We start from the raw sequence: 15,328 nt of genomic DNA on the forward strand, positions 1-15,328 counted from the left end.
GGGGAATAAGATCATGACTGAAAATCATTACTTATTATTAACACCAGGACCATTAACGACAACAAAAACGGTAAAAGAAGTTATGTTATACGATTGGTGTACGTGGGATGCTGAATATAACAAAATGGTACAAGAGGTAAGATCTAAACTTGTATCGTTAGCGACGAAAGAAGAAGAGAAATATACGACTGTTCTCATGCAAGGAAGCGGTACGTTTTCAGTTGAAGCAGTAATTGGTTCTGTTATTCCTAAAAATGGAAAGTTGCTTGTTTGTACAAATGGTGCGTACGGTAAGCGCATTGTACAAATGGCAGAGATGTTACATATAGATGTGGTGGTTAGTCAAACAGAAGAATGGGAGCCTACTAATATTGCAGAAGTAGAAAAGATATTGCAACAAGATAAAGAGATTACGCATATTGCAGTTGTTCATTGTGAAACAACTACAGGTATTATCAATCCAATTGTAGATGTATGTAAATTAGGGAAGCAATATGGAAAAGTAACACTAGTTGATGCAATGAGTAGTTTTGGTGGTATTGAAATAGATATCGCTGAGTTGCAAATTGACTTTTTGATTAGTAGTGCGAATAAATGTATTCAAGGGGTTCCTGGATTCGGCTTTGTTATTGCAAAGCGCGATGAATTGTTGAAATGTAAAGGGCAGGCACGTTCATTATCATTAGATTTATACGATCAGTGGGAAACGATGGAAAATCAAAATGGGAAATGGCGTTTTACGTCACCTACACATGTTGTACACGCTTTTTATCAAGCACTACTTGAATTAGAAAAAGAGGGCGGAGTAAAAGCGCGTTACAATCGATATTATAACAATCAAAAACTATTAGTGAATAGAATGAGAGAAATCGGATTTAAGCCACTAGTAGATGAAAAATATCAATCGCCTATTATTACATCCTTCATTTATCCAGAAGAGTGGTTTGATTTTGGACAGTTATACAATGAATTAAAGTGTGATGGATTTGTTATTTATCCAGGTAAAATTTCAAAAGTAGATACATTCCGCATTGGAAATATCGGTGATGTACATGAGGCAGATATTAATCGCTTAGTTGATAGTATTGCTAAAGGAGTTGTTATAGGTTGAAAGTATTTTGCTTAGGTGGAGCAGGTAAAATTTGTCGTGAAGCAATTTTAGATTTAGTGCAATTTTCATCTTTTGAGACGATTACAGTAGCTGATTTTAATGAAGAAGAGGGCCTGAGAGTAGTAGAATGGCTCAACGATCCTCGCGTTGATTTTGTGAAAGTAGATGTAACGAATCATGAGGATACGGTTGCAAAAATGAAGGGCTATGACATTGTAATGGATGGCACGACGATAAAGCTAAATGGTTTGTCAACTCGATGTATTGCAGAAGCAGGTTGTCATGGTGTGAATTTGAATGGATTTGGTGAAGAAAATGATTCGCATTCTATATTTGTTCAAAACGGAAAAACATGTTTACCTGGTTTTGGTATGACGCCAGGTGTAACGCAAATGATGGCAATGCATGCAGCAAATCAGCTAGATACTGTAGAATCAGTTCGTGTCAGTCACGGTTCGTATCGTCCGATTGCTTTTTCTGCATCAATTACAGAAACAACGACATATGAATATGATCCACATTTACCATCGCGTACAGTGTATGAAGATGGTGAGTTTAAGCAAGTACCTCCGTTTGCGCGTCCGAGAGAAATTGAATTACCGGCGCCTTATGGTAAGGGAACGCAGTATATAATCCCGCATTCTGAAACGATTACGTTAGCAAAGGCACTGAAAAATAAAGGCGTCAAACTGATAGAGACGAGAGGGACTTGGCCAAAGCAAAATATGCAGCTCGTACGTGCTTTATATGATTATGGTATATTGCGTAATGATCAAGTTGAAATAAATGGGGAAGAAATCGGCATTATGGATTGTATTTCGAAGTATTTATTGCAATCGAAAGAGGGACAAGAAACAGAAATTTACGGTTATGCACTTCATGTAGAAGTAATAGGTATGAAAAATAATGAGAAACAAAGGCACGTATTATATCATACACACCCGTTATCTGATGGATCTGTTGTAGGATGGGAAAAATTAAGAGCTTATACGAGAAACGTAGGTATTCCATTTGGGATTGCTACAGATTTAATCGCAAATGGAAATGTAAATAAAGTTGGAGTTGTGACACCTGAGGAAGCTTTTGTAAATCCACAAATTATTTTTGATGAACTAGTAAAGCGTGGTATTCATATTCATGAAGAAGTTTTTACTGAAAAAGAAAGTTATAACTTTGTATAAGTAAGGCTGTTTATGAGGTCGAAATCAATGGGGTGAGGCTATGTCTGTAGTAGGTGAAGAAAGAAAGCGAACCATTCTTGAGAAGGTAGAGTTTAAAGGGAAAGTAAAAGTTTCAGAATTAGCGAGAGAGTTTGCTGTATCAACAGAGACGATTCGCCGTTATTTAGAAGAATTGGATCGTGAAAAGAAGTTGAAGAAAGTGTATGGTGGAGCCGTCCAACTTCCGGGAGCTGGAATAGAGGCACCAATGTTAGAACGAGAGATGCTGCATATAGAAGAGAAGAAGAGAATTGGGTATAAAGCAGCAACGTTTGTGGAAGATGGAGATGTGATTGCGATTGATGATGGAAGTACACCACTTCAAATGGTGCCATATCTTGTTCATCGTAAAAATTTAACGATTGTAACAAATTCATTTCCAGTAGCTACACAATTAATTTCTTCTATTAATAAAAAGATGTTTCATGGTGAAGTTTTATTTATTGGTGGAAAAATATCTCCAAAGCATTCACGTGTGTCAGGGTCTATTTCGCAGCAAGTAATCCAACAATTTCATTTTCATAAAGCATTCGTATCGATTGATGGATTGTTACCTGGTTTTGGGGTTTCTAGTTTTGAATTAGAAAAGGCAAAACTGTCAGAAGCGATGGTGAAATTAGCAGAGAAAACATATATTTTATGTGATCATACAAAAGTAGGGGTAAAAGGAAATTACCGAATCGCAGCGTTTTCGCGTATTCAACATGTCATTTGTGATAAGAAAATGCCCTATAGTTTTGAAGAGGAAGTCAAAAAGCATAGTATTCAATGGACAATTTGCTAAATAAATTGAACTCCCACCTGATTTTGAGGTGGGAGTTTTACTGTCCGCAATAAGCGGGATAAAAGATTTGGATTTATGCAAAAAGTGGACACATTTTCACATCTCGTTCATATAATTTACCAATACAAAAAAAGTTGGTCGAAGGAAAGAAGGGAAAAGTATGTCAGAACGGATCTATAATAAACTTGTATTGTATGCAAATATTTTGCAAAAAATTGGTGTTATAAATGAAAAAGAAAAAAGTGAAATTCTTCATACGATAGGTAAAAAGGCCCTTTGAATAAAGGGTTTTTTATTTTTTATCTTTGGAAATATAAATTTAATGTAATATTCTCATTGACAATGATAATGAGATTCATTATCATTTATTTGTAGGTAATTGATAAGGGTTATCAATTATGAGAATTATATATGATAGGGGATATTATTTTGAAAAAAAATTATATGAAGGCGTTAGTAGTAGCAACAACATTAGCAATTCCATTTGCTGCGTATTCTACTCCAGCATTAGCAGCAATAAAAATTGAAGCAAACCAATCGGTAGCAGCAGCGAGTGATCGCACGTATGATACTGAGATTAAAATATATAAGGATCAAAAAGATGAGCCATCTATGGTTTCTCAATATATAAAAGATCCTAAAGTAGCGATTGCAGCTGGGAAAAAAATTGTTACTGTAACAATGCAAGATAGCGATTATTTTCAATATCTTAGAATAGAAGATAGAAACCAGCCTGGTGTATTTCATGATGTAAAAGTTTTGTCAGAAGATAAGAGAAAAAATGGGACGAAAGTAGTTCAATTTGAAATTGGTGAATTTGAGAAGAAGCATAATATGCAAATGCATATACTTATTCCAGCTATTGGATACGATCACAAATATCAAGTGCAATTTGAAATAAAAGATCCAACTGTAGGCGACAAAGAAACAGAGAAACCAGATGATAACTCTAATTCAGGCAATACGGAAACGGATAATCCAGTTGATAATCAAAATATGATAACAGATAACAAATTAAGAGAACTTGTTAATAAAAAAGTATTTAATAGAAAAGATTTAAATACACCAATTACGAAAGAAGAGTTATTACAAGTAAAGGACTTGTTTTTAAATACGAATGAGATTCTTGATTATAGTGCATTAAAATATATGCCAAATTTAAAATCTTTAACAGTTGCGAATGCGAAAATAACAGACCCGTCGTTCTTTGCGAACTTAAAGCAATTAAATCATTTAGCTTTGCGTGGTAATGAATTTTCAGATGTAACGCCACTTGTTAAGATGGATAATTTAGAATCTCTTGATTTAAGTAATAATAAAATTACAAATGTTGCACCATTAGTTGAAATGAAAAATGTAAAAAGTTTATATCTATCAGGAAACCAAATAGAAGATGTAACAGCATTATCGAAAATGGAACAACTAGATTACTTGAATTTAGCAAATAATCAAATTAAGAATATTGCTCCATTAAGCGTGTTGAAAAATGTAACATACTTAACTTTAGCAGGTAATCAAATTGAAGATATTAAACCGTTATATTCATTACCTTTAAAGGACTTAGTATTAACACGTAATAAAGTTAAAGATTTATCGGGTATTGATCAAATGAATCAATTAACTAAATTATTTATCGGGAAAAATCAAATTGAAGATGTGACACCACTTGCTAAAATGAATCAGCTTACAGAATTAGATTTACCTAATAATGAGTTAAAGGATATTACTCCATTATCTAAGCTAGTAAACTTACAAAAGCTTGATTTAGAAGCAAATTATATTTCAGACTTATCGCCAGTTAGTAATTTGAATAAGTTAGTATATTTAAGTTTTGTTGCAAATGAAATCCGCGATGTTAGACCAGTAATAGAACTAAGTAAGAAGGCCTATATTAATGTTCAAAACCAAAAAGTCTTTTTAGAGGATACAGAAGTAAATAAAGAAGTAAAAGTGCCTATATACGAAAAAGACGGTGAGGTATCTACAAAAATCCGTCTGAAGAGTGATGCTGGTACGTATAGTAATGGTGTAGTGAAATGGAGTACACCAGGTGAGAAAGTATACGAATTTGGAGTGAAAGATCCATTTGCAGATACAGGAATCTTCTTTACAGGATCTGTAATTCAAAATGTAGTAGAAAGTAAAGAAGACAACACTTCTAAAGAAGGCAATACTTCTAAAGAAGATGAAAAAGTAGAAGTAGTAGAATTTAAAGATGTACCAAAAGGACATTGGTCAGAAGAAGCAATTCATTATTTAGCGAAAGAAAATATTTTCAAGGGATATGGAAATGGACAATTCGGATTTGGGGATCGTATTACTCGAGGACAAGTTGCGTCTTTAGTACAAAGGTACTTGAAATTAGAAAATAAAGTAGAGCAGAAAGAGAGATTTACAGATACGAAAGGGCATATGTTTGAGCAAGATATTGCTACAGTTGCGCAAGCTGGAATTATGCAAGGTGATGGTACTGGGGAGTTTCGTCCAGATGGAGTATTAACTCGATACGAAATGTCTGTAGTATTACATAAAGTATTTCAGTTAAAAGAAGATAGAAATAATAAAGTGAACTTTAAAGATGTACCAACTGGTCATTGGGCAGAAGGTTATGTGAAAACGTTAGCGGATAATAATATATCAAAAGGTGATGGAAAAGGAAACTTTTTAGGTGATGATTTCGTAACACGTGAACAATATGCACAGTTTTTATATAACGCAATAACGAAATAAAAGATGAAAAAATACGTTATTCTTTGATTTAAAAAGAATAACGTATTTTTTATGTATAAAATGAAATAGGCAATAGACAGGAGTATAGACATATGAATGGCCCATTTTAAAGAAGAGCTATGAAACTATATTGACAAAAAGGCATTCTCATGTGATAATTCAATTAAATTTTTAGAATAATCAAAAAAATACTCCTTTTACATAAAAAGGATTCGAACATTATATAAATATTACGCCGGGGGTGACGAAATGTTATTTTTTCTAAAGAAATGGAATGAATTAAAAGATGTGAAATCTGAATTGGCACTTCGTGATTGGTTTTATGGTACAAAAATTAGTTTATCACTCTGTACGTCAAAAGAGCCGTTAACTTTTTTAGTAAACGTTGAGGGAAGAGATAAAGGTTTATTTTCAGAAGAAGATTTTATTGTTGTAAATTGTATGTGTGAGCCAGTATTTGAAAACGAAGGAAAACCAGCTGCGGAATCATTTATGCACGCGGATATTTATAAAAAAAGTAGTGCAGAATGTATTTTACAAGTACAGACTGTAGATAGTCACTTAATTTCGGAGTTATATGGAGAAGAAGGAGAAGTAACATTCGATAAACGTAGTGTGGAACGTGTTTTTGGAAAAGAAGGTATAACAGAAATGACAATTCCCATTGTAGAAGATGAGAAAAAATTCGCTGATTTATTAGAAAACAATGTGCCGAATTTTATTGAAGGTGGAGGAGTAGTTCTTGTTCATAATTATGGCATGATTGTGTGGGGGAAAACTCCAGAAGAAGCGAAAAAATGGCTAGAGGGTATAGAGTATTTAATGAATTACCATGTGAAGTTGTTAATGATAAAAGGTGCAAAGAGCTCTGTTATATAAAATGTTTGTGATGGCGTTACAAGTCAATAAATAAATGAAAGCGTTTTAAAAATAATTTTACTCATAAAATATAGGTCTCCTTATTATATATAGATTACATGTTGACATGTAAGGAGGAACATATTTTGCGAGTTAAATATCATTTTCTGCCAAAACAGCAAGTAACATTTTGCAAAATAAACGATTCAGGTGAAGAGGCTTTGCACATTATGAATGAAACGGGATTTCGAGCAATCCCTGTATTAGCAGAAGATGAAAAGAAATTCATGGGGATTACTTATAAAGTAGATCTTTTAGAAAAGAAGTGTAATAGCGGATTAGAGAAATTAAGTACGAAACATATGCTAGAAGATTCCTCTGCATTTATTTTTGAAAAGGATTCTTTTTTTAGAGCATTTTATGTTATTCGTCGACTTCCATTTTTAGCTGTGCTAAATGATTATAATGAATTTGTCGGTATCTTAACGCATTCTAATATATTTGATGTTATTGAAGATTCATTCGGTATGCGGACGGGTGGTTATATATTAACAATTGCAACACAAGATTGTAAGGGAACGATTAAAGAACTTGGGACATTGTTGAAAGCTTTTAATATCGGTGGACTATTTACGCTAGATAACGGTGATCAATATATTCGCCGCGTTATCGTAAATATAGCAGATGAGTTAAATGAAAAAAGATTGAAGCAATTAATCGAAAAAATAGAGAAAAAAGGATTCAGGGTGAGTCATGTAGACTATATTTAAGGTGGAAAAGAAAGGTACCAATTCGCTATATGCAGATTGGTACCTTTTTTAGTGTGAGTAATGAATCTTATTTTGAAACAGGAGGCGGAGATAATGCTAAATCAGATAAAAAAATAAAATCTGCATGTTCACGAATTTTAGGAATAGAAGTTTCTATAACACGTGATGTAATTTCACCTGGAGGTCCAACGTGTCCGATAGCTACCATAATCGGTTTTTCTTGAAGTTTTTTAATGAGTAATTGGGCTTGTTTTGAAATATGTGCCGCCGTATACACATCATCAAAAAATAATTGGTTTTCAATAATAGGAACTCCTAATTCTTTCCCGATTTTTGGGACAACACTCTTAGGATTTGTTTTGCTATCTAAATAAAATAAACCGTGTTTTTTACAAGCTGCAAGTATAAGCCTTACAATTCTTTCGTCCGCGGTCACTTTTGATCCCATATGATTGTTCATCCCAATTGCATGTGGTACTTCTTGAATCGCTTGTTCGAGTCTGTTATTTATTTCTTCGTCGCTTAAATCAGTTGTAATTGCTTTTGGTCCAAGCCATTCTTTTTTACCTTTAATAGGTTCCATTGGCATATGTATAATAACTTCGTGCCCTTTTTTATGAGCCGCTATCGCATCTTCCTTTGTGGAAGGGAGAAAAGGCATAACCGCAACAGTCAGTGGAATAGGAAGTGATAACATTTTATCAGTCCCCTTCATGTTATTGCCGAAGTCATCAATGACAATAGCGACTTTGTTTGTATGGGCCTTTGCTTGAACAGGAAATAAGAAGGATGGTAAGAACATAGTAAATATAAGCAATGCAATCGTATATTTGCGCATATAAATAGTTCCTTTCTATTTTATCCCGCTATTTGCGAGCAGTGAGGAATGAACAAAATCCCCAATGATTAAATTTCACTTTATCAATCATCATTATGTTTTGCGTTTTTACATAAATTAAACAAAAAATGTCGAAGAAAAGTATATGGAAAATAGAGAATCCGCTATTTAATTGGTATTTGTAAAAAAAGAAGATGAAAAAAATGTCTATTATTGCGAATGTATTTACAAAGATAGAATAATTTGTAATAATTCTCAAAGTGAGGGTAAAGATTTGTAAATTACAGGGAGAAAATGTTAAATTTTCTGATTCTTCAAATTCAAATATGATTAAGTAGTTAAAAGGCCGATGGAGAAGTGAAGTTGAGAGCATGGAAGTATAATAAGGGGGATATGAATGTTTACTGTAAAAAGGAAGTACACATTAGAAAAGCTTTCACGTGATATTCATATGAAACGTGAAGAAATGATTCAATTAGGTTTAACGAGTGGGTTAAATAGTATGGAGACGATTCAAGTGAGTCAAGAATTGGACAAGCTTATTTTACAGTACCAGTGTTATAAAGAAAAACAAACACCAAAATGGTTATCAATTATAAAGGTACCTATTTTTCAAATTGGGTATGAAGGGAAATCGAGTAATTTTTGGCGAATGCTTGTGGCTGGTTTTATGAAATAAGTATAATTACCCTTTTGGGAGAAGGATAATTATACTAGGTGTAACGGAATTTCGATATGAACTGTCGTTCCTTCGTTTTCTATACTGTCAATAAAAATATGCCCATTGTACATCTCTACAATTCGTTTACATATGACAAGTCCAAGACCTGTTCCAGTATCTTTATTAGTAAAGAACGGATGAAAGAGGTGTTTTTGAATATGTTTTGGAATTCCTTTTCCAGTATCTATAATTTGCAATTGTGCGTGTGTTTCATTGTTTGTTACGGAAATAGTTAGTGTGCCACCAGAAGTCATGGCTTCAATTGCATTTTTTGTAATGTTTAAAACCACTTGTTTCATATGGTCTTTTGAGCAACGGATATGAACAGGATGGTCTGGCAAATGTAAATGGAATACAATGTTATGTAGATTCGCCTCAGATTGAATAATTAATGCTACCTCATTTAGAATATTTCTCACATCATATGTTTGTTCAATGATTGCAGTTGGCTTTCCAAGAATAAGAAATTCGCTTACAATTTCATTAATCCTTTCTATTTCTTGTTCGATGACGGAAAAATAGAACTGATCTTGTTCATCTTTATATTTCTCTTTTAATAGAGCGACGAGCCCTTTAATTCCGGTAAGAGGATTACGGATTTCGTGGGCTGTACTAGCTGCAAAAGTGCCAACCAATTCAATTTTTTGTAGTTCATTTTGTTGTCTTTCCAGTTTTGTTTGGCGTTTTAACAACATATATTGAGCGAGTAAAAATAAAATAGACATTAAAAATAAAGTGGCTATACACTCTATTGAAACCCACTGATATAAAGTTTTTTGATGGATAGGCAATGGAGAAACAGAGACCTTCCAATTTAATCTTTGGAGTGGGGTAGTAAGCATATTAGTATGAGCATCACTTGTTTCGTTATTATCATCGGTGAGAAAAACTACATCATGTTTATCAGTTACTTCAAAATGGTATTGTGGTTTAATGGCATTTAAAGATGATGAAATGTAGTCAAAGCGTAAACTTGCTAACAATAAGCCTGAGATTTCCTTCTGTTTATTGAAAATGGGAGAAGCAATCATAATAGCTTGATGTCCAAGAACACGATCTGTAATGACTGATGATACAGTTGTTTTCTTCGTCTGTAATACGTCTTGAATATATTTGCGATCTGAGACATCAACAGGTGGTCGGTCGCCTTCGGATGCGATTGTAATGATGCCTTCTGGTGTAGTGTAATATAAACCAGAAAAACGTGCATCGTTTCCATCTGTATCATGTACAATTTGTTTCACGCCATTTATATTTCCAGTTTCGGTTCCTACGACCTTTGAGAGCATTTCTAATGCGGAAATTGCTTCACCAAGGTGATGATCTAAATAGTCTCTATATAAAAAGAGAACCGTGTGAGCAGATAGTTTGTTTTGCTGTTTCATTTTATACGAATGGTATGAATAAAATGCAGCACCAATCCCTATCGTTGGTAGGATAACAAGCAATATATATAAAACTATGCTGTGGAATTTGACTTTCAAATTTGGTACTCCTTCTTTTTTATTATCATTATATATAAACTATGTTAAAATTGTCATGTTTTTATTCAAGAATCATTCATAATATATTTGGGGAGAGGAAATGAATGAGTGAATACTCATTCGGAATTTACATGAAGCACTAAGCTGTTTTTTCTTTTTATTACTGAGAATTTAAGTGAAGGGTTGAAAGTTGTATGACATCAAATAATGAACGAGAAGATATTTCTCAATCTTTAAAAGTATTTATTGCATTATCTCGTGTACATCGTTCTGTTATGGATACTACAAATAAATCTATACAAAGTAACGGGTTAAATCCAACTGAATTTGCTGTATTAGAACTGCTATATCATAAAGGCGGTCAACCACTTCAGCAAATTGGTGAGCGTATTTTAATAGCTAGTGGCAGCATTACATATGTTGTAGATAAGCTAGAGAAAAAGGGACTAGTAAAGAGAATTCCATGCCCAAATGACAGACGTGTTATTTATGCACAATTAACTGAGTCTGGAGAGAACTTTATTGCTTCTATTTTTCCAGGGCATGAGCAAGTTATACATCAGTCTTTTGAAATGTTAACGAAAGAGGAAAAGGATGAATTACTTGATCTATTAAAAAAGATTGGAAAGTATGAAAAATAATAGTATGTTCCAAAGGAGCTTTGGATAAAGAAATCCAAGGCTTTTTTGTTTACATGTAATTATGACAAAATATGCTGTATTTTGCTGAAGAATAAGAGGAGATTTGTAAGTAAGCATTGAATTATAGTAAGGATGCATATAATGGAGAGGAGGCTCGTTCATGTCATTTAAAGACTATGAATATAAACGGCCAAATATTGAAGAATTAAAAGAGAAGTTTACTGTTGCTTTAGAGAAGTTTGATAACGCAAAAACGGTAGAAGAACAAAAACAAGTCATTCATTCAATTAACGAAATTCGCAACGATTTTGGTACAATGGGGAATCTTTGTTACATTCGTCATTCTGTTGATACGACAGATGCTTTTTATAAGGAAGAGCAAGATTTCTTTGATGAATTCTCTCCAGTTGTACAAGGATATGGTACAAAGTATTATCATGCGTTAATTCATTCTCCATTCCGTGAAGAATTAGAAGCGTATTATGGGAAGCAATTATTTGCTCTTGCGGAGTGTGATTTAAAAACATATTCTGATGAAGTCGTGAAAGATTTACAATTAGAGAATAAATTGTCTTCACAATATACGCAGTTATTAGCATCTGCAAAAATTGATTTTGCAGGAGAAGAAAGAACGTTATCGCAGCTTATTCCATTTATGCAAGGGAAAGAAAGAAGTGAACGTAAAGCAGCAAGTGAAGCATATTACGGATTTTTAGCTGGGAATGAGGAAGAGTTAGATCGTATTTATGACGAGCTTGTTAAAGTGAGAACGAAAATCGCTAAATCTTTAGGTTTCAAAAACTTTGTTGAACTTGGATATGCAAGAATGTACCGTACAGATTATAATGCGGAAATGGTGGCGAATTATCGTCAGCAAGTGCTAGATTATATCGTTCCCGTTACAACGGAATTAAGGAAACGCCAACAAGCACGTATCGGTGTAGAGAAGTTAGCGTATTACGATGAAAACTTTGAATTTTCTACAGGTAACCCAACTCCAAAAGGAGATGCTGATTGGATTGTTAATCATGGGAAAACGATGTATAAAGAGTTATCAGCTGAAACGGATGAATTTTTCAATTTCATGCTAGATAATGATTTATTAGATTTAGTTGCGAAAAAAGGAAAAGCTGGTGGCGGATATTGTACATATATTGAGAATTATAAAGCGCCATTTATTTTCTCAAACTTTAACGGAACATCTGGCGACATTGATGTATTAACACATGAAGCTGGTCATGCTTTCCAAGTATATGAAAGCCGTAAGTTTGAAATTCCAGAATACAATTGGCCAACGTATGAAGCATGTGAAATTCATTCTATGAGTATGGAATTCTTTACATGGCCATGGATGAAGTCATTCTTTGAAGAAGATGCAGATAAATATTATTTCTCTCACTTAAGTTCAGCGCTTCTGTTTTTACCATATGGTGTATCTGTTGATGAATATCAACATTATGTATATGAAAATCCAGAAGCATCACCAGAAGAGCGTAAGACAGCATGGCGTAATATAGAGAAAAAGTATTTGCCGCATCGTGATTATGAAGATAATGATTATTTAGAACGCGGTGGATTCTGGCAACGTCAAGGACATATTTATAGCTCGCCGTTCTACTATATCGACTACACATTAGCACAAATTTGCGCACTGCAATTTTGGAAACGTGCAAGAGATAATAGACAAGAGGCGTGGGAAGATTATGTAAATCTGTGCCAACAAGGTGGAAGTAAATCATTCTTGGAATTAGTAGACGTTGCAAATTTAACATCACCATTTGCTGAAGGCTGTGTGAAAAGTGTCATTACAGAAATAGAAGCATGGCTACATGCGATTGACGACACAAAATTGTAAAAAACATGCGCTTTTTTTCACATGTTTAACATCGACATAATGAGAAAATGATGAGATAATAAAAGAAAATTCAGAATACTAAAAAGGTGTTTCTAATAGGGAGCACCTTTTTTCACCAACAAAAAGGGGGGAAAGAAGTATGCTTCAATCTAATATGGATGTGAGTTTAGAAAGTTTGGTGAACTCGTTACAGTCTACCCGAAGCACGCTATTATCAGAAATTGAAATGTTAAATGATACAGAAGTGAATGTAAAGCCGCGCCGTGATAAATGGAGTATTATTCAAATTTTGCATCATCTACATTTAGTTGAACAATCTGTCACGTCTGCCCTTGTATATGCTTTACAAAAAAATGAAAGAAACACGACTCCATTTAAAGACCTCCAACTTACGCTTGATCGCACACATAAACGAGAAGCTCCTCTGCAAATGAAACCAACAGAAACATTAATGAAAAAACAGCAAGGAATTCAATTACTAGAACATTCACGAAAAGAATTATTACACGCACTTCATAGTGTGATAGATGAAAAAGATTTATTTGAAAATGGATTAAAGCATCCTGTTTTTAACGATCTAAATTTGTATCAGTGGATTCAATTTCTTGATTTGCATGAACAAAGACATCTTACGCAGTTAAAAGAGGCGAAACACGCAATTTTACAGCGATAATTAGAAGGAAGTGGGAGACCACTTCTTTTTTGATACGTGCATAGTTTTCTTTCTTATTTTGGAATACTACATGGAGAAAGAAAAGAAGGAGTTGGAAAGTATGTCCAAGAAAAAGAAAGAAGAAGAGCGCGCGTGGAAAGCACGTAAAGAAAATCAAAAACCACATGGAAAAGTGAAAGCCTTTGCTGAATTAGTTGAAGGAACAGAAAAAACGTGATGATTATTTCATCACGTTTTTTGTATGAGTGGAAAAGTTAATAAGAAGGTTGTACCAGTACCTTTTTCGCTTATAATATCAATTTTTCCGTTCATAGCTTGTATAACACTGAATACGACCATCATTCCAAGACCAGTACCTTTTTCTTTTGTTGAGTAGAAAGGGGATCCAAGGCGTTTTACTTGTTCTTGATCCATACCAATTCCTGTATCTTTGATATACAATTGTATATGTTTATGGTCTGGAACTAAAGTAAGTACGAGATCACCGCCTGTAGGCATAGCCTCAATACAGTTTTTTAAAATATTTAATAAACATTGGTTTAGTTTTTGTTTTTCACCAGCGATATAGAAAGATGTACTTTGTTTGATGTAGTGGATACGAACGTTTGTTAAATTAGCAAGAGGTGTGATTAAAGATAGGGCATGCAATAATTCTTCCTCTACTTGTAACTGTTGTTCTTTTTCAATACTTGGTTTCGCGAAAGTTAAGTAGTCTGTAAGAACATGATTTGCTTGTTCGATTCCGTTGATGGCTATGTCGATATATAATTTTCGCTCTTGCTCAGTGCATGTATTTGACTGCAAAAGTTGTAAAAATCCTTTTGTTGAAGTTAATGGATTGCGAATCTCATGAGAGATGGACGCTGCCATTTCGCCAATTAAATGGAATTTTTCGGCATTCATAAGTTCGTTTTGAAGACGAACTTGCATTTGTAGTATGTGTAGCAAATATAAAATAAGGATTGTTCCAATTATTGTACATATTTCGTATACGATAATATGAGGTATGTAATCTGCACTATTTGTAACCTCTGAAAGGAAAGATGGTATCCAACCCAAGCCAAATATGAGACTGTAAAAGATAGCGAGTGCTATTTTTATACGATTAGAACTTCGGTTAAATAGTTTGTATGTTAATAGTAGAACAATAAATAGTAGAACCGAAGCGGTAAGAGATGGGAATACACCTATTCCACCTAATAAGAAGCGGTATATGTTTAATACAGCTAAGATGGAAGCACCAGCAATAGGACCTCCTGTTAATGTACCGACAATTAATACGATATGGCGCATATCAAATTGAAAGCCATAATTTGTTTTTGCTCCGAAAGTAATACATAGTATGGTAGTGAGGCAACACAATGTAATAAATATAGCTGAATTTAATTTAGGAGATCGTTTCCCTTTTTGATTCCAAAATAAATGGTATACGAGCATTGTAACAAGGATGAATAATATATTTAAAAAGAGATAAATAATAAAGGGTTTCAGTAGGATGCCTCCTCTCTTCTCACATTAAATTAATCATACTATAAAATAAAAGAAATGAAATGAGAAATAGCGGAAAAAATCAGAAATTTTTTCTGGTAGTATACAATATGTTACAATAAGCTTTGTCAATGAAAGAAGGAATTCCGTGCATT

Annotated in this window: 14 protein-coding genes; 11 read left to right on the top strand and 3 right to left on the bottom strand. The window is 33.7% G+C overall.

Annotation, left to right across the window (positions count from 1 at the left end; genetic code table 11):
* Positions 1 to 13: 13 nt before the first annotated feature.
* From phnW to cbpA, 6 genes are all read left to right on the top strand, one after another.
* Positions 14 to 1,111, top strand: coding sequence for a 2-aminoethylphosphonate--pyruvate transaminase (gene phnW, locus KZZ19_RS06660; RefSeq protein WP_237979930.1), 1,098 nt, complete (start codon positions 14 to 16; stop codon positions 1,109 to 1,111).
* Positions 1,108 to 2,292, top strand: a complete 1,185-nt coding sequence (locus KZZ19_RS06665; RefSeq protein WP_237979931.1) for a saccharopine dehydrogenase family protein — start codon at positions 1,108 to 1,110, stop codon at positions 2,290 to 2,292. The genes phnW and KZZ19_RS06665 overlap by 4 nt, the downstream gene beginning before the upstream one ends.
* 40 nt (positions 2,293 to 2,332) lie before the next feature.
* Positions 2,333 to 3,115 carry a DeoR/GlpR family DNA-binding transcription regulator gene (locus KZZ19_RS06670; protein ID WP_237979932.1) on the top strand — a complete coding sequence of 261 codons (783 nt, stop codon included), beginning with the start codon at positions 2,333 to 2,335 and terminating at the stop codon, positions 3,113 to 3,115.
* A gap of 429 nt (positions 3,116 to 3,544) precedes the next feature.
* Positions 3,545 to 5,845 carry an NEAT domain-containing leucine-rich repeat protein gene (locus KZZ19_RS06675; RefSeq protein ID WP_237979933.1) on the top strand — a complete coding sequence of 767 codons (2,301 nt, stop codon included), beginning with the start codon at positions 3,545 to 3,547 and terminating at the stop codon, positions 5,843 to 5,845.
* Between the two features lie 249 nt (positions 5,846 to 6,094).
* The gene (locus KZZ19_RS06680) at positions 6,095 to 6,724 is read left to right on the top strand and encodes a class II aldolase/adducin family protein (RefSeq protein WP_088095653.1); all 630 of its coding nucleotides are present in this window, start codon (positions 6,095 to 6,097) and stop codon (positions 6,722 to 6,724) included.
* A gap of 125 nt (positions 6,725 to 6,849) precedes the next feature.
* The gene (gene cbpA / locus KZZ19_RS06685; RefSeq protein ID WP_237979934.1) at positions 6,850 to 7,473 is read left to right on the top strand and encodes a cyclic di-AMP binding protein CbpA; all 624 of its coding nucleotides are present in this window, start codon (positions 6,850 to 6,852) and stop codon (positions 7,471 to 7,473) included.
* A 67-nt stretch (positions 7,474 to 7,540) separates the two neighbouring features.
* Here the strand turns inward: cbpA and KZZ19_RS06690 are convergent, their stop codons facing one another.
* The gene (locus tag KZZ19_RS06690) at positions 7,541 to 8,311 is read right to left on the bottom strand and encodes a divergent polysaccharide deacetylase family protein (protein WP_001234116.1); all 771 of its coding nucleotides are present in this window, start codon (positions 8,309 to 8,311) and stop codon (positions 7,541 to 7,543) included.
* 397 nt (positions 8,312 to 8,708) lie between these two features.
* Here KZZ19_RS06690 and KZZ19_RS06695 point away from each other — a divergent pair, with 397 nt between their 5' ends.
* Positions 8,709 to 8,990 (top strand): aspartyl-phosphate phosphatase Spo0E family protein, encoded by a 282-nt coding sequence (locus KZZ19_RS06695; RefSeq protein WP_000495532.1) that lies wholly within the window; start codon positions 8,709 to 8,711, stop codon positions 8,988 to 8,990.
* Positions 8,991 to 9,019: 29 nt separating this feature from the next.
* Here the strand turns inward: KZZ19_RS06695 and KZZ19_RS06700 are convergent, their stop codons facing one another.
* The gene (locus tag KZZ19_RS06700; protein WP_088095655.1) at positions 9,020 to 10,516 is read right to left on the bottom strand and encodes a DUF3149 domain-containing protein; all 1,497 of its coding nucleotides are present in this window, start codon (positions 10,514 to 10,516) and stop codon (positions 9,020 to 9,022) included.
* 194 nt (positions 10,517 to 10,710) lie between these two features.
* Here KZZ19_RS06700 and KZZ19_RS06705 point away from each other — a divergent pair, with 194 nt between their 5' ends.
* The 4 genes from KZZ19_RS06705 to KZZ19_RS06720 all read left to right on the top strand — a co-directional run bounded on the left by KZZ19_RS06705 (position 10,711) and on the right by KZZ19_RS06720 (position 13,902).
* Positions 10,711 to 11,157: a MarR family winged helix-turn-helix transcriptional regulator gene (locus KZZ19_RS06705; protein WP_000203340.1), complete on the top strand. Its 447-nt coding sequence runs from the start codon at positions 10,711 to 10,713 to the stop codon at positions 11,155 to 11,157.
* A gap of 160 nt (positions 11,158 to 11,317) precedes the next feature.
* On the top strand, positions 11,318 to 13,012 hold the full coding sequence (locus KZZ19_RS06710) for a M3 family oligoendopeptidase (protein WP_237979935.1): 1,695 nt from the start codon (positions 11,318 to 11,320) through the stop codon (positions 13,010 to 13,012).
* 139 nt (positions 13,013 to 13,151) lie between these two features.
* Positions 13,152 to 13,685 (top strand): DinB family protein, encoded by a 534-nt coding sequence (locus KZZ19_RS06715; protein WP_088095657.1) that lies wholly within the window; start codon positions 13,152 to 13,154, stop codon positions 13,683 to 13,685.
* A 100-nt stretch (positions 13,686 to 13,785) separates the two neighbouring features.
* Positions 13,786 to 13,902, top strand: coding sequence for a DUF6254 family protein (locus tag KZZ19_RS06720; protein WP_000038254.1), 117 nt, complete (start codon positions 13,786 to 13,788; stop codon positions 13,900 to 13,902).
* A gap of 11 nt (positions 13,903 to 13,913) precedes the next feature.
* On the opposite strand, the gene KZZ19_RS06725 is transcribed toward KZZ19_RS06720, so the two are convergent.
* Positions 13,914 to 15,122, bottom strand: coding sequence for an ATP-binding protein (locus tag KZZ19_RS06725; RefSeq protein ID WP_237979936.1), 1,209 nt, complete (start codon positions 15,120 to 15,122; stop codon positions 13,914 to 13,916).
* Between the last annotated feature and the right edge of the window lie 206 nt (positions 15,123 to 15,328).

This window comes from Bacillus thuringiensis (assembly GCF_022095615.2).
GTDB classification, from domain to species: Bacteria; Bacillota; Bacilli; order Bacillales; family Bacillaceae_G; genus Bacillus_A; species Bacillus_A cereus_AG.